The 20,156-nt window shown below is 45.1% G+C and carries 19 protein-coding genes, 1 pseudogene and 1 riboswitch; of the genes and pseudogenes, 16 read left to right on the top strand and 4 right to left on the bottom strand.

Annotation, left to right across the window (positions count from 1 at the left end; all coding sequences use genetic code 11):
- Window positions 1-495: 495 nt before the first annotated feature.
- From AB4209_RS18985 to thiM, 11 genes are all read left to right on the top strand, one after another.
- On the top strand, window positions 496-1,593 hold the full coding sequence (locus tag AB4209_RS18985) for an ElyC/SanA/YdcF family protein (RefSeq protein WP_372056907.1): 1,098 nt from the start codon (window positions 496-498) through the stop codon (window positions 1,591-1,593).
- 130 nt (window positions 1,594-1,723) lie between these two features.
- Complete coding sequence (locus AB4209_RS18980) at window positions 1,724-1,975, top strand: DUF2999 family protein (protein ID WP_009844829.1); 252 nt, start codon at window positions 1,724-1,726, stop codon at window positions 1,973-1,975.
- Between the two features lie 423 nt (window positions 1,976-2,398).
- Complete coding sequence (locus AB4209_RS18975; RefSeq protein WP_372056905.1) at window positions 2,399-3,427, top strand: DUF4382 domain-containing protein; 1,029 nt, start codon at window positions 2,399-2,401, stop codon at window positions 3,425-3,427.
- Window positions 3,428-3,601: 174 nt separating this feature from the next.
- On the top strand, window positions 3,602-4,330 hold the full coding sequence (locus tag AB4209_RS18970; RefSeq protein ID WP_065677006.1) for an AraC family transcriptional regulator: 729 nt from the start codon (window positions 3,602-3,604) through the stop codon (window positions 4,328-4,330).
- Between the two features lie 85 nt (window positions 4,331-4,415).
- On the top strand, window positions 4,416-5,333 hold the full coding sequence (locus AB4209_RS18965; RefSeq protein WP_372056903.1) for a DMT family transporter: 918 nt from the start codon (window positions 4,416-4,418) through the stop codon (window positions 5,331-5,333).
- Window positions 5,334-5,431: 98 nt separating this feature from the next.
- Window positions 5,432-5,543: riboswitch (TPP riboswitch) on the top strand.
- Window positions 5,544-5,640: 97 nt separating this feature from the next.
- Entirely contained in the window at window positions 5,641-6,534 is an 894-nt protein-coding gene (thiD, locus tag AB4209_RS18960) for a bifunctional hydroxymethylpyrimidine kinase/phosphomethylpyrimidine kinase (protein WP_372056901.1), read from the top strand.
- Window positions 6,524-7,282 (top strand): ABC transporter ATP-binding protein, encoded by a 759-nt coding sequence (locus AB4209_RS18955; protein WP_372056899.1) that lies wholly within the window; start codon window positions 6,524-6,526, stop codon window positions 7,280-7,282. Before thiD ends, AB4209_RS18955 begins: the two co-directional genes overlap by 11 nt.
- The gene (locus tag AB4209_RS18950; RefSeq protein WP_372056897.1) at window positions 7,275-8,090 is read left to right on the top strand and encodes an ABC transporter permease; all 816 of its coding nucleotides are present in this window, start codon (window positions 7,275-7,277) and stop codon (window positions 8,088-8,090) included. Before AB4209_RS18955 ends, AB4209_RS18950 begins: the two co-directional genes overlap by 8 nt.
- A 46-nt stretch (window positions 8,091-8,136) precedes the next feature.
- On the top strand, window positions 8,137-9,093 hold the full coding sequence (locus AB4209_RS18945) for an ABC transporter substrate-binding protein (RefSeq protein ID WP_017081987.1): 957 nt from the start codon (window positions 8,137-8,139) through the stop codon (window positions 9,091-9,093).
- Between the two features lie 8 nt (window positions 9,094-9,101).
- Entirely contained in the window at window positions 9,102-9,782 is a 681-nt protein-coding gene (gene tenA, locus AB4209_RS18940) for a thiaminase II (RefSeq protein WP_372056895.1), read from the top strand.
- A gap of 29 nt (window positions 9,783-9,811) precedes the next feature.
- Window positions 9,812-10,597 carry a hydroxyethylthiazole kinase gene (gene thiM, locus AB4209_RS18935; RefSeq protein WP_372056893.1) on the top strand — a complete coding sequence of 262 codons (786 nt, stop codon included), beginning with the start codon at window positions 9,812-9,814 and terminating at the stop codon, window positions 10,595-10,597.
- A gap of 123 nt (window positions 10,598-10,720) precedes the next feature.
- Here the strand turns inward: thiM and AB4209_RS18930 are convergent, their stop codons facing one another.
- Window positions 10,721-12,664 carry a methyl-accepting chemotaxis protein gene (locus tag AB4209_RS18930; RefSeq protein WP_372056891.1) on the bottom strand — a complete coding sequence of 648 codons (1,944 nt, stop codon included), beginning with the start codon at window positions 12,662-12,664 and terminating at the stop codon, window positions 10,721-10,723.
- Between the two features lie 262 nt (window positions 12,665-12,926).
- Between AB4209_RS18930 and thiE the strand changes: the two genes are divergently transcribed.
- The gene (gene thiE / locus AB4209_RS18925) at window positions 12,927-13,544 is read left to right on the top strand and encodes a thiamine phosphate synthase (protein ID WP_372056889.1); all 618 of its coding nucleotides are present in this window, start codon (window positions 12,927-12,929) and stop codon (window positions 13,542-13,544) included.
- Window positions 13,545-13,643: 99 nt separating this feature from the next.
- Here thiE and AB4209_RS18920 read toward each other — a convergent pair whose 3' ends face one another.
- Both AB4209_RS18920 and AB4209_RS18915 read right to left on the bottom strand, forming a co-directional pair.
- Window positions 13,644-13,988 (bottom strand): thiamine-phosphate diphosphorylase, encoded by a 345-nt coding sequence (locus tag AB4209_RS18920; protein WP_372056909.1) that lies wholly within the window; start codon window positions 13,986-13,988, stop codon window positions 13,644-13,646.
- A gap of 421 nt (window positions 13,989-14,409) precedes the next feature.
- Window positions 14,410-15,312: a LysR family transcriptional regulator gene (locus AB4209_RS18915; RefSeq protein WP_229647329.1), complete on the bottom strand. Its 903-nt coding sequence runs from the start codon at window positions 15,310-15,312 to the stop codon at window positions 14,410-14,412.
- Window positions 15,313-15,449: 137 nt separating this feature from the next.
- Here AB4209_RS18915 and AB4209_RS18910 point away from each other — a divergent pair, with 137 nt between their 5' ends.
- Window positions 15,450-15,878, top strand: a complete 429-nt coding sequence (locus tag AB4209_RS18910; protein WP_017077482.1) for a PACE efflux transporter — start codon at window positions 15,450-15,452, stop codon at window positions 15,876-15,878.
- A gap of 276 nt (window positions 15,879-16,154) precedes the next feature.
- Window positions 16,155-17,216: a sensor domain-containing diguanylate cyclase gene (locus tag AB4209_RS18905; RefSeq protein WP_017061905.1), complete on the top strand. Its 1,062-nt coding sequence runs from the start codon at window positions 16,155-16,157 to the stop codon at window positions 17,214-17,216.
- A 36-nt stretch (window positions 17,217-17,252) separates the two neighbouring features.
- On the opposite strand, the gene AB4209_RS18900 is transcribed toward AB4209_RS18905, so the two are convergent.
- Window positions 17,253-18,248 (bottom strand): helix-turn-helix domain-containing protein, encoded by a 996-nt coding sequence (locus AB4209_RS18900; RefSeq protein ID WP_372056886.1) that lies wholly within the window; start codon window positions 18,246-18,248, stop codon window positions 17,253-17,255.
- Between the two features lie 159 nt (window positions 18,249-18,407).
- Here AB4209_RS18900 and AB4209_RS18895 point away from each other — a divergent pair.
- Window positions 18,408-19,205, top strand: a pseudogene (locus AB4209_RS18895) (HlyD family secretion protein); the annotation flags it as partial.
- Window positions 19,204-20,154 (top strand): DUF2955 domain-containing protein, encoded by a 951-nt coding sequence (locus AB4209_RS18890; protein ID WP_372056884.1) that lies wholly within the window; start codon window positions 19,204-19,206, stop codon window positions 20,152-20,154. The pseudogene AB4209_RS18895 and the gene AB4209_RS18890, both read left to right, overlap by 2 nt.
- The last annotated feature ends 2 nt before the right edge of the window (window positions 20,155-20,156 follow it).

Raw genomic sequence — 20,156 nt, 5'->3', positions numbered from 1 at the left:
TGAGGTTATTGTGACTTCAGTATCTAATTAGTGAAAATATGACTTCACGTCATCCCTTATTCCATATGGGTTTTTCATGATCTTGCCCTGCATTCCAACTCTATGTGTTGAAGACCTCGTTATTTGAGCGAGGGGTAAAATCGCGCGATTCAGTGTGTTGGATTTTAAGTTGTTGAAAAAATGAGCTTAAAGTGGTTTTTTTGATTCGTTGCTTTATGCGGAGTTCGGATTTGTGATGGGTGGTTTTTGGCGGGATAGGGCGTATGAAATCCGCAGTCAGATATTCCAACAAAAACGTTGAGCACTGGTTCAAACCAGAATTATCTGGATGCACAGGCTTATTGGTAAGTTCAAAATCGTGATCTGCTGCCACACCTTATGCAACAAATGAATATAAACGTTAGAGATTAAGGTGTGCTTCACGGTTTTTTAATCTTAGGGACTTACATTGGTGAGCAAATCTGATGTGAACACTTAACGACACAGGATCTTTTCATGAAAAAGAACATTATCGCCCTCGCTCTTGGTGGCATGCTGGCTTGTGGCGCAACACCTTATTCTTTTGCTGCTAACGACGGCGCAGTACAGGCTTCTGCGGATTACGCGCAGTTGGTGACTAAGCGACAAGTTGTCGACCAATTACTTCTTGATGCGTTGCAGGCGTTTAAGTCTCCGGCAAGAATTTCTCACGCGGGCTTTACGGCTAAAATGCCAAGCAACATGGAAATTGTGACTAACCGATTGTTAGAAGCTTACCAACTAGAACCTTACCGTACTGATTTGCTTATCTCGGCAGCGAACGCTCAGATCTACAACAAGAATGCAGAGCGCGCTATTGAGCTGTTTGAGCAAGCGCTGACGGTTGCACCAGACGATGTTGATCTTCATGCTTACCTTGCGGTTTGGCAGCGATTTGAAGGCAATGAAAGTGAATCCAATAAGCACATGGAGAAACTGGAAAGCCTGAACAAAGGTAAAGCAGAAGACATCAAACGCATTTTTGCTACGGTCGACCGCGTGTTAGAAACACCGTTGAAAGAGTCTGCGGATAAAGGCTTGCTTGATCATCATGGCGCGATTGTCACTTTGGGCTATGCGCTTAATCCAGACGGCTCTATGCATCAAATTTTGATTGAGCGTCTTGAGACAACATTGGCGATGGCTAAGGCGAACTCAGATGCGATGATCGTGTTAACGGGTGGCGTGCCCAAGAACCACAAGACTGAAGGTAAGTTAATGGCGGATTGGCTTATCGAGAAAGGGGTAAGCAAAGATCGCATCATCGAAGAGAATTACGCGACCAGCACGGTAGGCAATGCCTTATTCAGTAGCTACGCACTTGCTCGCCATGATATTAAGCACGCGACCATTATTAGCTCGGCAAGCCATGTTCGTCGTGGTCAAACTCTGTTTGAAATCGCTAGCTGGCAAACCGGCCCTCAGGGCATTACTTTTGATACGGTTTCTTACCCAGACAAGCCACTCGCAGATCTTAAGAAGGCGAGTGATGGTGAACTGTTAGGTATCTACCGTGACGCTCTTAGAACGTATGGGATGTGGAGCTACCGCTCTTACCCACTGGAATCTCGTTAAGCCCAAGCATTCTTTGCGTTTGGGAAAAGTGCGGTTCGCGTTAAACCAAAGCGTCACTTGTTAGTACAATCGAGCACAGCTAGATGGTATGCTGTGCTCCTACTTAATTTAGTGTTTCAAAGGCAAAAAAATGAACCCGATTTTAGCAATGTTGAAAGAGAACAATATTAGCGACGAGCAGATCAGCGAGATATTCAAGACGTTGACCGAGAACCCTCTTGCAGCAATGGCGACAATCAGCCAACTTGGTTTACCACAAGATAAGCTTCAAATGCTGATGGGTCAGGTAATGCAAAACCCTGCGCTAATCAAAGAAGCAGTTGAAGAGCTTGGCCTAGATTTTTCTAAGGTTGAAGCCGCTAAAGAGCAACTTCAAAAATAAGTGAGTTTGAATGAGCTGATATCGTCTTAGCTTAATCAAAATTCAATGAAAAGGTCGTTTAAGTTCAGCAAGAGGCTGTCTTAACGGCCTTTTTTGATCTTGGTGGCGATTATTCACTTTGATCAAGTTGCTTTCAATCCCTGCCTCCCATTTTCTACTCAACGACTATTTCAACACAATTGACAGCACCTTTGCCAAATATGTGTTGCTACTGACAATTTACTTACTAGACTTAATTAACCTATGTGCGACTTGATATGTGCACCTTGATGAACAGTGTTTTTTGGATGAGGAATGCCCTGAATAGTAGGGATATAAACATCAAACAATAGCGCTGTTTATTTATGGGTCACAACAAGAGAAAGAATAAGAGGGCACTCGAATAAGCCCTTTATTGAGCAGTGATTTTATAGGAAATGAGTTATGAAATATTTAAAGGAAACGGCTTTAGCGAGCCTTGTGTTGGCAGGGCTTGTTGGTTGTGGCGGAGACTCAGGATCATCAAGCAGTACGACACCCATTACTTTGAGCGTGAGTGATGCGCCCATTGATGATGTTAAAGACGTCACCGTGACATTCAGCAAGGTCGCTTTACTTCCTCAAGGGGGAGGTTCGCCACTGATATATGATGTGTATAAAACGGACGAAAACGGCGACTACGTTGATGAAAATGGCGATCCATTGCCAGATGGTGAGGACCCTATTCCATTAAGTGTGAATTTATTGGATTACCAAGGCAGCGAGGCGCTTCCTTTGATTGAAAATGAGGTCATTCCGGTAGGCAGCTATAAGTTGTGTGTGTTTGCGAATGATGGCGATCACCCAACAGATCCATCTTACGTGGTAGAAAATGATGATACGAATCGTGAGTTAACGGTGAAAGGTGAAGGCGCGTGCCCGCAAGGCGTGGGTAAAGAAGATAATGCTGGCGTACTTTACTTTAATAACTCATTTAATGTGAATCAACAAAGTAACGATTTTGTTGTCGAGTTCGATCTTCGACGTGGCCTAAAGAACAGTTCGACATTCCCTGATTACACCATTCAAAGAACGTCTGTAAGCCTTATTAATACGGTTGAGACAGGAAACATTGAAGGTACTGTAGCGACAACAACTTTTGGAGCTTGTAACCCTACAAATTACAATACCTTCGTCCAATCGGTTTATTTGTATGAAGGTGACATCGCTAAAGCTAACATGGCTCCGATTGGCGGCAGTGATGAAGTGAAACCGATCACTTCAGCGTCAGTAGCAATGAATGAAGCACAGACTAACTATGAGTTCTCTCTGGGCTTCATTGATCCAGGTACTTACTCATTGGGTTATACCTGTACTGCGCAGTACGACAGTGATGAAGACAATGCTGATCCGGTTGCTGATGGTTTTGAAATCTATGATGTTCAAAATAGTGTTCAGGTAGTGGTTGGTCAGGATAACCAAGTATCGTTTTAAATCTTTGACGTGATTTAGCATTCGAATAAATACGGCCTCTTATTTGGAGGCCGTTTTTGATCATGTCACCTAGTTAGCATGAATTTGATGATCATTGAGTGTGACTCTAGGGAAGTGATAATGTAACGTTGTATCTCTTACTTTAACCTAGCGAAATGTACTCCGGCGTTGCTCATGAAATCTAGCTTAAGCATTCGATCTTACACTAAGCAATTTAATACTCATGCTCATGATGACCATCATCAATTGGTATTGCCGATCCAAGGCAGTATCAATATCGAGATGGTGGGGTATGTCGGCAAAGTGGCCGTGGGCGAATGTGTGGTGATTCCAGTAACCACCGCGCATGCGTTTAAGGCGGATGAAGCAGCGCGGTTTATTGTCGCGGATATGGCGGAGTTGCCGCAGCACTTGTTGGAGCATGAGCTCTCGGTTTTCACGATAACGCCACCTTTGATGAGCTTCTTGTTGTTTGTTGAGAAGCAGCTGGAATATCAGGTCGATAGTGGTATTGAGTCATCAATCGTGGATGTGTTTTCGCTGCTGTTAGAGCAACAACAAGTGAGCAAGAACATCGACCCAAGAATCCGTGCGGTACAGAGGTTGATTGCGGATAACTACACCCAGCCATTATCCATTTCGCAACTTGCAGAAACGGCCTGTTTGAGTCCCACTCAATTTAAAAAACGCTTCAAAGAATGTCTGGGTATCAGTGCGCTTAAATACATCACTCGATATCGTATGGAGAAAGCTCAAGCCTTGTTAACCCACACCGATTTACCGGTTCAATTGATTGCTGAAAATGTGGGCTATAGTGATGTATCTGCTTTCAGTCGTCGTTTCTCTCAGCACTTTGGCATGTCCCCAAGGGCGTTTCTAGGCTCAATGAAAGAGAGTCTTTAGAAACAACAATAGCGTCCTTTCGGCAAACTAATTTTCATCAATCTTCACTATTATCTATTTCAGAACTGAAAATTGGGTAATAGAAATGAATCTTGCCATCAATCGCGTTAACGAATTCCAAACGGGCACTTTAGCCATCTTGTTTGCTTCCATTTTATGGGGCACGACAGGCACCGTCGCAAGTTTTGCTCCTGATCTAAGCCCATTAGCAATTGGTGCTTTTTCTATGGGCGTCGGTGGCTTAATGCAAGCGGGCTTGGCGTATCGAAAAATCCTATTCGCTTTCGACAAGCTTTTGCAGAACAAGAAGCTGTTGGCAGTGAGTGCTTTGGCTTTGGCGGTCTATCCTTTAGCTTTCTATTCTTCAATGAAATTATCAGGTGTGGCGATTGGAACCGTGGTTTCGATTGCGACCGCACCTTTCTTTTCGGCACTGTTAGAGTGTCTGATTAGCAAAAAGAATAATATCAACAAACGTTGGCTCACTAGCTTTGCGATTGGTGTGGTGGGTATTGGGTTGTTGGTGTTTTCAGAATCTTCATCGACGAATGAATCCGGTGATGATCTCAAGCTGTTAGGTATTGCTTTAGGTTTGGTCGCGGGGTTGTGTTACGCCATTTATTCTTGGGCGACAAAAGCACTGATCGATAAAGGGATTAAGTCACAAGCGGCGATGGGCAGTATTTTTGGCCTCGGCGCGATGTTGTTGCTGCCAACGCTCTGGTTTACGGGTGAGAACCTGTTTTCCTCGCAGACTAACGTATTAGTCATTAGTTATCTGACGTTAATCCCACAATGCTTGGGCTATGTCGCGTTCAGTTTTGGTTTACGCCACGTGACTGCGAGCAGTGCCAATCTGCTGACCTTGTTCGAACCAGTAGTCGCAGCGGTGCTTGCCGTCTGTGTTGTCGGTGAGCTGATTCCTTTTATAGGTTGGCTAGGTATGTTTCTGATTGTGCTGTGCTTGTTGATACAGTCGAAGCCATCTAAAGGAACGTTATAAGTATTTGTTTTGTTGAGCCTAATTGAAGTTTATTCATGCGTAATTCTTATAATTGAATAAAATCAGTATCTCAGTTGTGAGAGTGCTGTTACTATCGCTATCAATAGTCGGGGGGCATATACCTTATTTGGTGTTTGCTGAGATCGTTAATCGAGACCCGTTGAACCTGATTCAGTTAACACTGGCGTAGGGAACTATAAGCACTCGATCTATGTCTGCACTCATGAAGACTTTTCATGAACCCAATGCGACTTCTCCTTCGATCGGTGTTCGTTCTCCTACGTCTTGTAAGATAGTAGGAGCGACAATGACACACAGTTCTATTTCAAAAGATTTAACGCCAAAAACCTCAGTTTCACAGTACTCTGCTGATGGTTCGATTCGCACGAACACTCCGATTGTATTGACGATCGCTGGCTCAGACAGCGGCGGAGGTGCCGGTATTCAAGCTGATATTAAAGCCATGTCTGCTACAGGTAGTTTTGCTTGTTCGGTAATTACCGCGATCACTTCCCAGAACACGCAAGGCGTTTCCGCCATTTTTCCTATTCCACTCGACCATGTCGCTAGCCAGTTAGATGCGGTTTTCACTGATCTGAATATCGTGGCTGTGAAAGTCGGCATGTTGGCCGATTCGCAAATCATCAAAGTCGTCGCGGACAAAATCAAACAATACCAACCTAAACACTTAGTGATTGACCCTGTAATGGTCGCGACAAGTGGTGACCTTCTCTTAGAAAACTCTGCTATTACGACGCTAAAGCAAGAACTGATTCCGTTGGCAGACATCATTACGCCTAACTTGCCGGAAGGCGCAGCACTAACGGGCAAAGCTGTGCCTGAAAGCGAAGCCGAAATGCAGGATATGATTGAAGACCTGCGTGCACTAGGTGCTAAAGCCGTTCTTCTCAAAGGCGGTCATTTAGAGAAGGATGAGAACAGTAACGACTTACTGATTCTGCCAACCACGTCTGCTTTGATTAGTGCGAAGCGTTTTCCTACCAAAAACACCCACGGTACGGGTTGTACGCTTTCATCTGCTATTGCTTCTTTCTTAGCGCAAGGCAACACGCTGTCAGAGGCTGTTGAGCTAGGCAAACAATACATTTCGCGCGCGATTGGTCATGCTGATGAGTTGCAAGTCGGCCAAGGTCATGGGCCCGTAAATCACTTCTTCGCTGGGCACGGGAATGTCCGTTAATACGGTGGGTGTTCAGCTCAGCAATGCCTCTTTACGTTATAACGACAGTGAGCACGCAACCTTATCGGGATTGTCGCTTAGCTTAAACGCAGGTAAGTGGACGGTATTGCTAGGTCGAAGTGGCTGCGGAAAAACTACGGTATTGCGTTATCTGGCAGGCTTGCTGGACGACAAGGTGGAGTGGCAGGGCACATTGGTAACCTCTGATGAATTGCCATTAACGGATCGCATCGCTTACATGGCGCAGCAGGATTTGTTATTGCCATGGCTATCGGTCATCGACAATGTTTGCCTGAGTCATCGCTTTCAAAATCCAGCTTCTGATAAAGCAGTGCAAACCAATCAAGCACTCGAGTTGTTAGCTGCGGTTGGTTTGGCTGATTATGCGAATGCGATGCCGGATCAATTGTCTGGTGGTATGCGCCAGCGTGTTGCTTTGGCTCGAACCTTAATGCAAGACAAGCCAGTGGTGCTGATGGATGAACCGTTCTCTGCGCTGGATGCGGTAACAAGACACAAACTACAGAGCTTAGCGTGTGAACTGCTAAAAGGTAAAACCGTTGTGTTGATCACCCATGATCCACAAGAAGCAGTGCGCTTGGCGGATAATTTGTATGTGTTGCAAGGCACACCTGCGAACGCTCAGTCTTTATCTGTGCCCAACACGGCCACACCAAGAGTGTTAGATGGTGAATGTGCTGAGTTACAACAAGCGATCTTAGATCAGTTGGAGCGTGATTATGAATGATCTAACGCGAAGCGAAGCTGTGGCTCATTCAACCGACATACAGGCGAGCACTGAACGTCCTCGTCAGATGAATCCCGTTATGCGTTTGCTTATCAGCAGCGCCGTGATTCTCGGTTTATGGCAAATGGTGGTCGTTATCTTCGAGATGCCGAGCTTCATTCTGCCCACGCCAGCAGAAGTCTTTTTAAAGCTGATTGAACGTTACGATGTGTTACTCAAACACACATGGGTGACTGCGCAAGAGATCCTACTTGGCTTGTTACTCGGTTTGTCGATGGGGCTGTTTTTCGCCCTGCAGATGCTGATGTTTGATCCGCTAAAGCGTTGGCTATTACCTATCTTAATCGCTAGCCAAGCGATCCCTGTGTTTGCGATTGCGCCAGTATTGATGTTGTGGCTTGGCTATGGCATCGCGTCAAAAGTGGTGATGGCGGCGATCATTATCTTCTTCCCTGTTACCACATGTTGCTACGACGGCCTACGTAATACACCGACAGGCTATCTCGATCTTGCCAAGACGATGGGTGCATCGAAATGGCAATTGCTTCGCCATATCCAACTTCCTGCTGCACTGCCAACCTTAGCGTCTGGCATTCGTGTGGCTGTGGTGATTGCCCCAATTGGTGCCGTCGTCGGGGAGTGGGTTGGTTCGAGCGAAGGGCTGGGTTACCTAATGCTACAGGCCAACGCGCGCATGATCATTGATGAGATGTTTGCTGCCTTGTTCATCTTGGCGGTGCTATCTATCTCGCTCTACTTCATCACAGACAAGTTACTCAAAAAAGCTATCCCTTGGGAAAACCAATGATGGCTTCGCTCAATATAAGAATAATATTCAAAAGGAAAGGTTAACTATGAAAAATACCAAATTGGTAGGTGCAGTGGCACTGCTTGCTTCGCTAGTTTCAGGTCATGCATTGGCGGATTCTGAACAAAAGAAACTGACATTGATGTTGGATTGGTTTGTGAACCCGAACCACGGCCCAATTGTGATTGCTCAAGAGCGTGGCTACTTCGCTGACCAAGGCTTAGAGGTTGAAATCCAAGAACCAGCAGACCCAAGCACGCCAGCGAAACTTGTCGCAGCAGGTAAGGTCGATTTAGCGGTAACTTACCAACCAAGTTTAACCATGGATGTGGCAGCGGGTCTTCCTTTAGTTCGTGCATCAACCCTTATCGCGACGCCACTAAACACACTAATGGTTCTGGATAACGGCAAGAACGATTCACTAGCGGATCTGAAAGGCAAGAAGATCGGTATTGCGATCGCAGGAAACGAAGAAGCGACTATTGGCACCATGCTAGCGCAAGAAAATGTTGCGTTTACAGACGTGCAAACCATCAATGTTGGTTGGGCACTTTCATCTTCATTGGCATCGGGCAAGGTAGATGCAATCTGGGGTGGCTTACGTAACTTCGAAACCAACCAGTTAGCCCTTGAAGGCTTTAAAGCAAAAGCGTTCTTCCCAGAAGAGCACGGTGTGCCAGCTTACGATGAGCTTATCTTTGTTGCGAACGCAAAGCAGCACGATGATGAAGCGATCAAAGCGTTCAACAAAGCATTGGAGCAAGCAACAACTTACATCGTGAACCACCCACAAGAGTCATGGAGCGAGTTTGTTGCGTATTCACCAGATACGTTGAATAACGAGCTTAACCAACGCGCATGGAATGACACACTGACTCGTTTTGCACTTCGCCCTTCAGCGGTTGATCTAAAACGTTACGACGATTACGCACAGTTCATGTTCGACAAAGGCATTATCAAATCACTACCCAAAGCCGCTGACTACGTACCGACTTTTGACTAAGGAATCTCATGAAATACCAAGACTTAATCCAAGCCTGTCAGCAAGATTGGCAAGACTACACCGAGCATGATTTTGTTAAAACGCTGGCGAATAGCACTCTTGCTCAGCCGTGTTTTCTGCACTATTTGAAGCAGGACTTTCTATTCTTGAAACAGTATGCCCGTGCTTATGCGTTGGCGATTTACAAGGCAAAAACACTGGCTGATATGCGTCGTGCACTGCCAAGTGTTCATGCTCTGCTAGATTCTGAAATCTCTCACCACGTGACTTACTGTGGTCAGTGGGGTTTAACCGAATCTGACCTAGAAAATGAGCCGGAAGATTTCGGTACAGTTGCTTACACGCGCTACGTTCTGGATGCAGGCATGACGGGTGATCTTGTCGACTTATATGCGGCACTGGCTCCGTGTTCCATTGGTTACGCTGTGATCGGTAAAGCGTTATTAGAAAGCAGCGATACTGTTTTAGAAGGCAACCCATACGCGAGCTGGCTTCAGCTTTACGGCGGAGAAGAGTTCCAATCTGGCGTGGCAACGGGCGCAGAATACTTCAATCAGCTGCTTGCTGAAATTGATATCAACAGCGAGCGCGGTCAGAACATCGTTCATATCTTCAAAACGGCAACGCGTATGGAAGTGGCTTTTTGGCAGCAAGGGCTGAATGCTCTTGATGATTCAACAGCGGCTTAAAAGCGACTTTCACGAATAAGGATTTACCCATGCTTACTGAACAAATTATTCAATCGCTACGCGCAGTACGAGAGCAAAAACCACTGGTTGTGAACATCACTAACTATGTAGTGATGAACAACACGGCCAACGCGTTATTGGCGATTGGCGCTTCGCCTATTATGGCGCACTCGCAACAAGAACTGGCAGAGATGATGTCTTTCTCTGGTGCTTTGGTGATTAACATCGGCACGCTCGACAGTGTTTGGACGCCAAGAATGTGTTTTGCTGTTGAGCAAGCGAACGCGAACAACAAGGTTGTGGTTCTTGACCCTGTGGGTTGTGGGGCAAGTACGTTGCGTACCGAGACTTCTCGTGAAATTGCACGCTTAGCCGATAAGTTGATCATTCGTGGTAACGCGTCTGAGATTATCGCGTTAGCGGGCGAACAAGCGCAGAGCAAAGGCGTTGATGCGTTGGATAGCAGTGATGCTGCATTAGGCGCTGCGCAATGCTTAGTGGCTGAATATGGCGCAAATGTGGTGATTTCTGGTGAGACGGATTACGTTGTCACCAAAGACAGTGTTGTGACGTTAAACAATGGTCATCCAATGATGCCGTATGTGACGGGTATGGGGTGTACTTTAACTGCATTGACGGGTGCTTTCGCGGCTGTTGGTGATGACAGTGGTTTGGCGGCAGCAGCGGTATTAGGTGTGGTTGGTGAAATCGCGGCTGAAAACTCTCGCGGCCCAGGTAGCTTGCAAATTAACTTGCTTGATGAGTTGTATCAGTTAGACGAAGAGACTCTGATTCAACGCTTGAAGATTCAGTAGGGCTAATCTAACTCTAAGCCACAAGTTAGAGTTAGATTAACTTAAAAAAGCCCCCGACACTTATGTGTAGGGGGCTTTTTATTACTGGTTTGGAACTGTGTCAGCTGTGTATAGACTGGCTGGCTAGGTTCTAAATCGGTTAACTTGGCTCTCTAGGTGATGAGCAACCTCGGTTAAGTCGCTCGCTGCACCTGAAATGCTGCTTACCGACTCTTGGTTGCTTTGAGCAATAGTGTTTGCACCTTGCGCGTTTTCACCCAGTGATTTGGTAAGACGATCCTGCTCATCAACCGACACCGCGATTTGGCTGTTGGCTTGGTTCAGATCTTGGATGTGTTGATTAATCACATGTAAGTTCTGAGAAGCTTGCTGCGCCTGCGTTGAAGCGTCTGAAACCGTGCTGTGGCTCTCTTTGATAGACTCTAACGCATCTTTAGCGCCACGTTGTAGTGAGGTGATGAGCTCATCAATCTGGCTAGCAGAGTCTTGGGTACGTTTAGCGAGCGTTCTTACTTCATCGGCTACTACTGCAAATCCGCGACCTTGTTCACCTGCGCGCGCAGCTTCAATAGCCGCATTCAATGCCAACAGGTTGGTCTGCTCAGAAACGCCTTTGATTACTTCAAGAATGGCACCAATGTTCATCGACTCTTTATGTAGGTCGGTCACTTTTTGGCTGCTTACCTGCATGCTTTCATCGGCGCTACCAATTTCATGCAGTGTCTTATCTACTTCTTTCAGTCCCATCGCCACATTCTCGGTGGCTTGGTTGGCAACTTGAGACGCGTGGTTAGCACTTGCCGCAATTTCTGATGTGCTGGAAGCTAATTGATCAACGGCAGAAGAGATATTGATCATTTCACTGTTCAATTGTGTTGCGTTGGTCGAGCTGTTATTGGTCACTTGATTGAGTGACTCCGACATCTCACCAATACGCACGCTAGAACGGTTCACTTGGCCAACAATATCGCGCAGAGACTCAATGGTGATCTCCATATTAGTCAGCAGTTCGCCAATCTCATTTTTGCTCTCAATGTTCACTTCCACATTCAGGTTGCCCTGAGAAAGCTCGTTGGTGATCTGTTTAACTTGTGCGATGCCTTTAGTAATAGAGCGAGTCACCAACACGGCGCTCGTCATGCCAATAACTAAAGCCACACCCGTCAGCAATATGATGATTTGAATCGAGCGCTTTTCGCTGGCTTGCAGTTCTGGTGTTAATGCTTGTTTCTGTTGTTCTAGAATGCTCTGAGCATCAGCTACCGAAATCGCTAAGCTGTCGCCAATAGAGGCGAGGGTCGCGGTTCTTTGAGTGTTCTCAATCATCTGTTGATGAACTTGCTCAAAGCCTTTCGCATAGGCTTCACGTTGGTTAGAGAAATCTTCAATCAGTTCACTTTGATAAGGAGATGATTTAAGAGATTCAATATCGCCTTCGATACCTGGCAGAGCATATTCAAAAATGTCTTTACCAGCTTCATAGGTTTTGAGGTCGTTGTTGTTTGAGTAACTCAGCACAGTGATCTTGGCGGCGAGGAAGTTCTCCATCAACATGCCTGCGTACAAGCTCGCGTTTGGATCGTTGTTATTGTATGACTCATACAACAAGCTCTGAGCCGCTTTCAGTGCGTTGGTTTCTCGTGTGACCATTTCCACGTTCACTAACTGGTCAATGAGCAGTTGGCTCTGTTTCATTGAACCATAAGCCGCATCAAACGCTGCGACGCTGTCTTGCACTAATTTCAGGCTCGACAAGCTATCAGTATTGGTGGTGGTTTGGATTAAGTTGTTCAGCAGTTCATCAATCGCAAGTTTGCTCGATTGATAATTCGCTTCGTATTGATCATCCAATGACTCTAAGTAACGTTCAGAAGCTAAACGCATCTGAAGAAAGTGCACTTGAATGTTGCCTGACAATGTCGCCTTGTGGCTGAGTTCACTGTACTGGCTAAAGCCGTTCGACAAGGTTTGAATACCTTTGTAACTCACAAGGCCTGAAATGACGAAAAAGAGCAAGCAGATGGCATAACCCAGCTTGATCTTGAGCGCTATAGAAAGGTGGCGCATAACTATCCCTATATTTACCTGATTCCTTCACGGTGGAGTATTTCATAAAACAGCGTTCTGGGCATGCTTGAAGTGAATTCTTTGTGTAATAAGTAACGCTTTAGTTAAAAAATTCAGATTTTTCGGCACGCTTTCAACGAGTTGTGTATCTGATGGTGCGTGTGTCATTGAGCTAATTTAGTATTAACTTCCATGCACATGATGTGATTTGTCGGTAAAATGGTGCAACGCCAATTTTAGACATCGACTCCAAAGGTACGAAATGAACCCTTATAAGCTCTACTTAGTAACGGATGACCAACAAGATTTAGAAACGCTTAAGTTCGTGGTTGAACAAGCGGTCGCGGGTGGCGTTACTATGGTTCAAGTAAGAGAAAAACATGGGGACGTAAGAGCCTTCATTGAACGAGCACAAGCGGTTAAGTCGATTCTGGCTGGCTCCGGTGTTCCGCTGATCATCAATGACCGAGTGGACGTTGCATTGGCTGTCGACGCCGATGGTTTGCATCTGGGTCAATCGGATATGCCTGCAGAGTTAGCACGTCAGTTGATTGGTTCAGACAAGATTCTTGGGTTATCAATTGAAACTGAACAACAGCTACAAGAAGCCGATAGTTTACCGATTGATTACATTGGGCTCAGTGCGCTTTTTGACACACCGACCAAGACGAATCTAAAGAAACACTGGGGTTATGAAGGCATTCAAATGGCTTTGGAAACAACGAAGTTGCCAATTGTGGGTATCGGTGGAATCAACGAGTCGAACATTCCGCAGTTGGTTCAGACAGGTATTCATGGATTGGCCTTGGTGTCAGCGATATGTCACGCTGAAAGCCCAAAACAAGCGACGCAGGATTTGCTATCTCTAATGGGAGAGTGAGTGTAGAGAAGCTAGAAAACAAATGAAATGAGTCATTTGTTTTCTAGTTAGAGCGCATTAAAGCACTCGCAGTAGTAGCCAATAAAATACGTGCCTATCTTACTGAATACAAAGAGCAACCGTGCCGATAATCATCAGAGCGATGGCAGCATACCAACCGTATTGCGAGGTTTTATCAGCAACAAACACCTTAATGTAGTTGATCTCTTCATGCGCCATCGCAATAAAGTCTGTGTAGTTAATCGACAACTCACGGCTAGCTTCTTTCAGGTCTTGTTGAAGCTTGTTGAAAGACTCATCGATGAAGCCTTTTGTTTCCGACGCAGACGGAGTAGCAGTTAACGCTAGGCTGTTCCAAACCGCCAGACGCGATTCATATTCACTTTCACTGACACAATTAAGTACGCGTAAATCATACTCTCGTTTGTTACGCTCTTTACCCATTCTCTCAGGGCAAATGTTTCTTAAAACGTTCACGACAAATTTTCCAAAAGGTTCATTTAGATATAAAAAAGCACTCGAAGAGCACTCATAAACTGGGGCGAATTAAATTCAAAAAGTGATCTATTTGAAACCGACATAAGCAACAGCAAGGCTGAGCGCTTATCTGGGAGATTTGAAGTTGGGTCAGTGGTGTTAAAGAGCGATTTGGGTCTGTCGATATTCGTTTGAAAAGACAAACCCGTTGGGACCGCATAGTAGTTATGTCACTTTGGGACATCAACTAGGGTGTTTTGTCTAAACGATAAAGATCTTTATCAGCAATAAAAGTGAAAATGGGGTAGCGGTGGTGTGTTCCATGCCGATATTGAATCTCTGAATTGACGATGTTTTGAAAATAGAGATGATTTGTAAACAGGGGAGGCTAGTTGGCTTGCCATTGATTGTACTGCAGTGAGTGCCCCTTAAGCTGCTCAATAAGGCTGGTGAGAACTGGGCCATTGATGTGGCTGCGAGACACCAAACATCCCACTGGAGTAATCCAACCACCATGCTCGTGCGAAACAGGCAACGCCACAAGGTCGCCTTTTTGAATGCCTTCCATCACCATCATCTCGGGCACATTAGCCCAACCCACGTTCTGTTCAACGAGATCAACAATGGTCTTGTGGTTGTTGGCGTACCAAAGCATCGAGCTAATACCGTAGGTGAACCACAGTTCGCGTTGTTTTGAGCTGCGATGCACACATTGGCGATAGCGCTTTAGGTCTGAGTCTTGTACAACGGACATGCGACTCAGTTCGTGAGTGGCAGAGCTAACAGTTAGGAAACGCGCTTGGCCCAGCAAAAAGAAATCCATATCGACCTTCAGTTCGCCATCCGCGTAGATGATGCCAATCTGTGCTTTTCCTCGTCTTACTAGGTCTTCAACATCAAAGGTTGAGGTGGTAATGATATCGAAGTGTGTGATTGGAAATTGATCGGCGAGTGAGCTGATTATCTTAATGAAGTTCTTATCTATGATGCTTTCATCAACCGCAATGATCAGTTCGTGCTCATCTTCTTGGGTCAGCGATTCTACTTTTTGATCGAAGTACTTTTGCTGGTCAAGAATGGACTTAGCCACAGGCAATAACGCTTTACCTTTGCTGGTTAAAACGGGGATGTTTTTCTCTCGGTTAAACAGCTCTTGGTCAATGGCAATTTCGAGGTTGGCTATCGATTGGCTTACCCCAGACTGAGCTCGTTTCAGTTTGCGAGCGGCGGCAGAGAAAGAGCCACTTTCACACACCGTGACGAAGACTTTTAGTTGCTCAAAACTGTACATGTTATCTCTCGCTCAATACAAAATGGGGTACTTATACTTAAGCTATCACTAAACGTGATGGCTGTTAACTTTCTCTTATTGTTTTCGGTGACATAATTTCGGTAAGTCCACCATGTTATAAATTGCTATAGGAATGTATGAGTACGTTAGAGAGAGTTTTCCACTCGGTGTTGTTTGAAGTATTGGCCGTCACACTGTCAATTATAGGTTTAGCGATATTTACTGATCACGATGTGAATGCCTTATCAGGAACCATGATAGTTGTTGCGACTATCGCGATGATTTGGAACTACTGTTTTAACCGTATTTTTGATCGTTATTTCACGGGTGAAAAATCAAAGCGTTCGCTCAAATTACGTGTTTTTCATGTCGTGCTATTTGAGGCAGGCTTGCTGGTGGCGACGATCCCAGTTATGGCTTACTTACTTGATGTGGGGATTTGGCAGGCATTTTTAATGGATATCGGCGTGACCATTTTTATTACCATTTACGCGTTTGTGTTTAATCTGATTTATGATCATATACGAGCATTCTGGGTACGCAGAGCGGACTTAGCCGTTCAGTAATCTACCAAGTCAGTAAACACGAGTTTGGCTACTAACCGTTTGTTTATTCGTTATTTTGACGGAGATATTCGGTTAGTAGGCGCCTAGGTAACCCGGCACTGGTTGGCATTCAAAGTGGCGGTCTCGAATCTTTTCAATCTCTTCCGCTTAATAGTTAGTGTAACCCTATGCACTTATTGTTCGATATGTAATTTGAATTTGTATGTGTCGTAAAATGGTAAATATCTTAATTAAAACTTAGCCATCATAGTCATTCGCCCATCACCAGAGCAAACTATGAACAAGTTAAGTTATGACCGAAAAATGCCGCTATACGTGGTGTCTGCACTTGTCCTCAATATGGCATTTAGCTTGTGGTTGCTGAGTATTGCTTCTACGCCAGCCATGTTTTTTTCGGTGTGTGCGTTGTTTTTACTTAGCACTCTTATTACCGCACGCCTTTATCGACATGAAATGGCTCAAAGCAAGAATAACTTGTCGGAAGCGATCATTGATGGTGTCGCAGGTTTTATTGTCCTCGATAGTCAATTGAGGGTCATACAAGTGAATCAACAATTCTCTCGGGTTTCAGGTTATGCCTTTGACCAAGTCGAATCTCGTCCGATTTCTGATCTCTGTTTTATGAATAACAGCAGCCTAATCACGACCATTACTCGCTCACTGAAGGAAAACCAGAGATGGAAAGGTGAGTTGAGTGGCGTCAGTCGACTTGGTGAGCAGTTTACCGTAAACGTTGTGGTGGAAAAGCTAACTGAAATTCTGCCGCACAATAACAAGTACGTGGTGACCTTTACGGATATTAGCCGACGCAAGATATTGGAGCGTCGATTAAGAATGCTGGTGGAAACGGATTCACTGACAGGGTGCTGGAATCGACGCCGCTTTGATAACGACTTAAAACATTATTCTAACCTGGCAGAGCGTTATGGTTACACACATTCCTGTTTGGCGTTGATCGATTTAGATCACTTCAAGGCTATCAATGATAATCACGGTCATGACCAAGGTGATTCAGCGCTGAAAGAGGTCGCTGAACTGTTGAGAAACAACAGCCGAGACACTGATATCGTCGCGCGAGTAGGCGGAGAAGAGTTCGCTATCTTGATGCCTGAAACCAATTTGGCAGAAGCGTTTGAGGCGATGTATCGACTGAAAGAAGTGATTACCAAAGGGACAACATTGAACCTGACCGTGAGCAGTGGTGTGTCTGAAATACAGGCGCAAGCTGAAGCGACCTATCGTAGTGCAGATAAGGCACTTTACCGCGCTAAAGGTAACGGGCGAAATAGAGTGTGTAGCTCTAGCCCAGGCTGTGCTACTCCAATTGCCCTTGGTTAGATGTAGGCCGTGCTTGGTTAATCAATCGAGCGAAGCCTAAGCCGAGATTGAGCGTTGGTAAATCTTCGGCGTAAGGCCAGACACTCGCTTAAATGCACGAGAAAAATGAGAGATGTTGGTGTAACCGAGTTGGCTAGAAATGTAGGTCAGCGTGTGGCCTTCTTCCATCAGCTCGCAAGCTACAGAAAACATCAGGTTCTCTTTGATCTTTCGATAAGTGGTGTTTTCATTCTTGAGTTTGCGTTGGAACGTTCGCACTGAAAAGTTGAGCAGCTCTGCCGCCTCTTCAAGAGAGAGGTCTTGTTCTTTCATGTACGGTTTTAGAAGCTCATAAATACTATCGGTAAAGCTAGTATGCCACTCAATAAGTGTCGGTTTTGTACTGAGGTCTTTAGACGTAAGACGGATTGGGAGTTGTAAGATCTCATCAGGAATCTGCACAGCAGTCGACGAATGATCAACAAACAGTTGGCAGTTACTTGATACCAGTGTTTTGACGACATCGATGTCATGCCCTTGCAAGCGAACTTTAGTCGGTAACCATGGTGATTGCGATAAAATGGTTATTAACTCGATGATATAAATAACAGCGAAAGCTTCGCCCCATTGAAACATAGGGGAGTTGTCTTCCGGGGCTGTCCGGCAAAACCAGTTCTGACCGTGTTCTTGGGTAAACTCGACTTTGCTGCCTGGTGAATCATAGGCAAAGATTGAATTGATCTGTTTTAGTGCATCGCCAATGGTTTCGAATTCGGTAAATTGATGCAAGACATTTGGGATGATTCGACGTCGAAATGCGAGTCCAAGAATATCGGTGAACCGAGATACGCCAAGTTGGGCGGATGTCAGATAAATCAAACGTTTAATCGATTCTGATGGCACAAAGTCGCTTTCTGATTCAATGAGATCGGGCGGTAAACCAGAATCTTTGAGCAAAAGGTGGAGGTCGAGACCATAGTCAGAAAAAACCTGAACCAGAATTTTGGCGTAGTTCGTTTGAATTACCGGGACTTGGTAGTGACTAGAGCTCATTGGAATACAATCCTGTATATATTGTCGCACTATTAGACGTGCATATCATTTGCAACGTTTTGTTTACTAAATCTAACCCTATTTACTTGAGTTTTCCATCACCGGGCTTATTTTTAAAGTATTAATTTTGTTGATGTTAGTTATCTAGAAGGGAGTCCCATGTCAGAAGTCAACGGGAATGCGCAAGAAGCCAAGGAAGAAGTTGGCCAGCAAGAAAATGGAAAAGACAAAGTAAGAAAGGTCACCAACTACTTATTGTTGTTCGTAGCGTTCATGTTGATCTTCAGTATCATTTCAGACCGCATCATCCCTATTACTGATAATGCTCGTGTCAAAGGTTATATCGTTCCAATCAAACCTGAGGTGTCGGGTAAAGTGCTCGATATTCTTGTTCAACCTAACCAACTGGTTAATCAAGGCGATAAGCTAGCCATTTTAGATGAGTCTGATTACCAAATAGCCGTACAACAAGCCGAGCAAAATTTAGAGATTGCAGGCCAAAATGTCGGCGCTCAAACCGCGAGCATTGCTTCAGCACAAGCGAAACTCACTTCAGCTATTGTTGAAAGACAAAACACCAAACTGCAAGCTAAGCGTGTTTTAGAGATGGCCGATAAAGGTGTCGTTTCTAAATCAGATGCAGATAAAGCGCGAGCAGCATTAGCGACCTCTAGTGCGGCGGTTGTGAATGCAGAAGCTGACCTTGACCGTGCTAAGAAACAAATGGGTAAAGAAGGCTAAGAAAATAGCCAAGTGAAAGCGGCGTTGCTGGCACTTGAACAAGCTCAATTGAATCTAGAACGCACCGTGATTACTGCACCGACACAAGGTGGTGTCTCTAACTTTAGCCTGTCTGAAGGTTTCTATGCATCAGCAGGGCAAGCAATCATGACCTTTGTTTCAACCGAAGATATTTGGATTGAAGCTTATTATCGAGAGAACAGCCTAGGTCACGTTGGCTGTTTTCTTGGCGGCGTGGATAAACTGGCCGCTTGCGTTTGTGGCGCCAGTGTTCACAGCTAAGTTCTTAATTGATAAACCAAATCTCCATAAAGAAACGGTCTACGAATTGCTCTTGGCCGTTGTGGTGACAATGGGGTTAGGTTTATTACTGTCGCGAGGAATTACCCATTATCCAATCCCATTGCTGATTTTAGTGGGGTTAATGATGCTGTGGGGTTACTACTTGTTTGTCGACCCAAAATGGAACCTGTTTGCCACCATACTGTTGATTGCGGTTTTGATGTTGCCATTCATGGCGATTGATAACCCCGGCGTGTCAGTAATGCTGGCCTCTGGCTTAGCGACCTCTGGTGTGGTTTCAGTCATGCTTTTTGCGTTAGTGCATGTATTTTTCCCTGAGCCAAAATCGGCGTTCTCAGGCTTCGCTGCTGCGCCACTCGAAAAGAAACAGCGTTGGTATGCGGCCTTTAGGGCGATGATTATCTCCTATCCTGTGGTGTGTTTTTTCTTTATTTTTCAAATATCTGAAGCTTTACTGACAATGATGTTCATTGCGTTGTTATCGTTGATGATTACGTCAGAGAAGTCGATAAAGTTGAGCGCTTTTCTGGTGATAAGTAACGGTATCGGGGGATTGCTGGCGATTGCTGCTTTTTCAATTCTTTCTATAGTACCCAACATTGTCTTCTATTCTTTGTTTATAGGACTTATTGCCATTCTTATGGCTACCAAGATCTACACGGTTCCCGAAAAAGCACCTATTTTCGCCACTGCATTTAGTACGTTGCTCGTACTGGTTGGTAGCACGTTGATGAGCTCCGGTGACATCGATAGCAACACTCTTATACGCATATTCCAATTAGTGTTAATTGGCATATATATGATTTTGGCTTCTCTATTCCTAGAAACACGGAATTGGAAGTTTCTACAAAATCAGCCTTAATT

This window comes from Vibrio sp. 10N.286.48.C11 (assembly GCF_041469805.1).
Taxonomy (GTDB): Bacteria; Pseudomonadota; Gammaproteobacteria; order Enterobacterales; family Vibrionaceae; genus Vibrio; species Vibrio crassostreae_C.
This window is presented reverse-complemented; position numbering and strand designations above follow the sequence as displayed.

Excerpts from the sequence above, each read along its gene's own strand:
- AB4209_RS18985 (WP_372056907.1), top strand. The coding sequence starts at position 496 with ATGAAAAAGAACATTATCGCCCTCGCTCTTGGTGGCATGCTGGCTTGT.
- AB4209_RS18980 (WP_009844829.1), top strand. The coding sequence starts at position 1,724 with ATGAACCCGATTTTAGCAATGTTGAAAGAGAACAATATTAGCGACGAG.
- AB4209_RS18975 (WP_372056905.1), top strand. The coding sequence starts at position 2,399 with ATGAAATATTTAAAGGAAACGGCTTTAGCGAGCCTTGTGTTGGCAGGG.
- AB4209_RS18970 (WP_065677006.1), top strand. The coding sequence starts at position 3,602 with ATGAAATCTAGCTTAAGCATTCGATCTTACACTAAGCAATTTAATACT.
- AB4209_RS18965 (WP_372056903.1), top strand. The coding sequence starts at position 4,416 with ATGAATCTTGCCATCAATCGCGTTAACGAATTCCAAACGGGCACTTTA.
- thiD (WP_372056901.1), top strand. The coding sequence starts at position 5,641 with ATGACACACAGTTCTATTTCAAAAGATTTAACGCCAAAAACCTCAGTT.
- AB4209_RS18955 (WP_372056899.1), top strand. The coding sequence starts at position 6,524 with ATGTCCGTTAATACGGTGGGTGTTCAGCTCAGCAATGCCTCTTTACGT.
- AB4209_RS18950 (WP_372056897.1), top strand. The coding sequence starts at position 7,275 with ATGAATGATCTAACGCGAAGCGAAGCTGTGGCTCATTCAACCGACATA.
- AB4209_RS18945 (WP_017081987.1), top strand. The coding sequence starts at position 8,137 with ATGAAAAATACCAAATTGGTAGGTGCAGTGGCACTGCTTGCTTCGCTA.
- tenA (WP_372056895.1), top strand. The coding sequence starts at position 9,102 with ATGAAATACCAAGACTTAATCCAAGCCTGTCAGCAAGATTGGCAAGAC.
- thiM (WP_372056893.1), top strand. The coding sequence starts at position 9,812 with ATGCTTACTGAACAAATTATTCAATCGCTACGCGCAGTACGAGAGCAA.
- AB4209_RS18930 (WP_372056891.1), bottom strand. The coding sequence starts at position 12,664 with ATGCGCCACCTTTCTATAGCGCTCAAGATCAAGCTGGGTTATGCCATC.
- thiE (WP_372056889.1), top strand. The coding sequence starts at position 12,927 with ATGAACCCTTATAAGCTCTACTTAGTAACGGATGACCAACAAGATTTA.
- AB4209_RS18920 (WP_372056909.1), bottom strand. The coding sequence starts at position 13,988 with ATGGGTAAAGAGCGTAACAAACGAGAGTATGATTTACGCGTACTTAAT.
- AB4209_RS18915 (WP_229647329.1), bottom strand. The coding sequence starts at position 15,312 with ATGTACAGTTTTGAGCAACTAAAAGTCTTCGTCACGGTGTGTGAAAGT.
- AB4209_RS18910 (WP_017077482.1), top strand. The coding sequence starts at position 15,450 with ATGAGTACGTTAGAGAGAGTTTTCCACTCGGTGTTGTTTGAAGTATTG.
- AB4209_RS18905 (WP_017061905.1), top strand. The coding sequence starts at position 16,155 with ATGAACAAGTTAAGTTATGACCGAAAAATGCCGCTATACGTGGTGTCT.
- AB4209_RS18900 (WP_372056886.1), bottom strand. The coding sequence starts at position 18,248 with ATGAGCTCTAGTCACTACCAAGTCCCGGTAATTCAAACGAACTACGCC.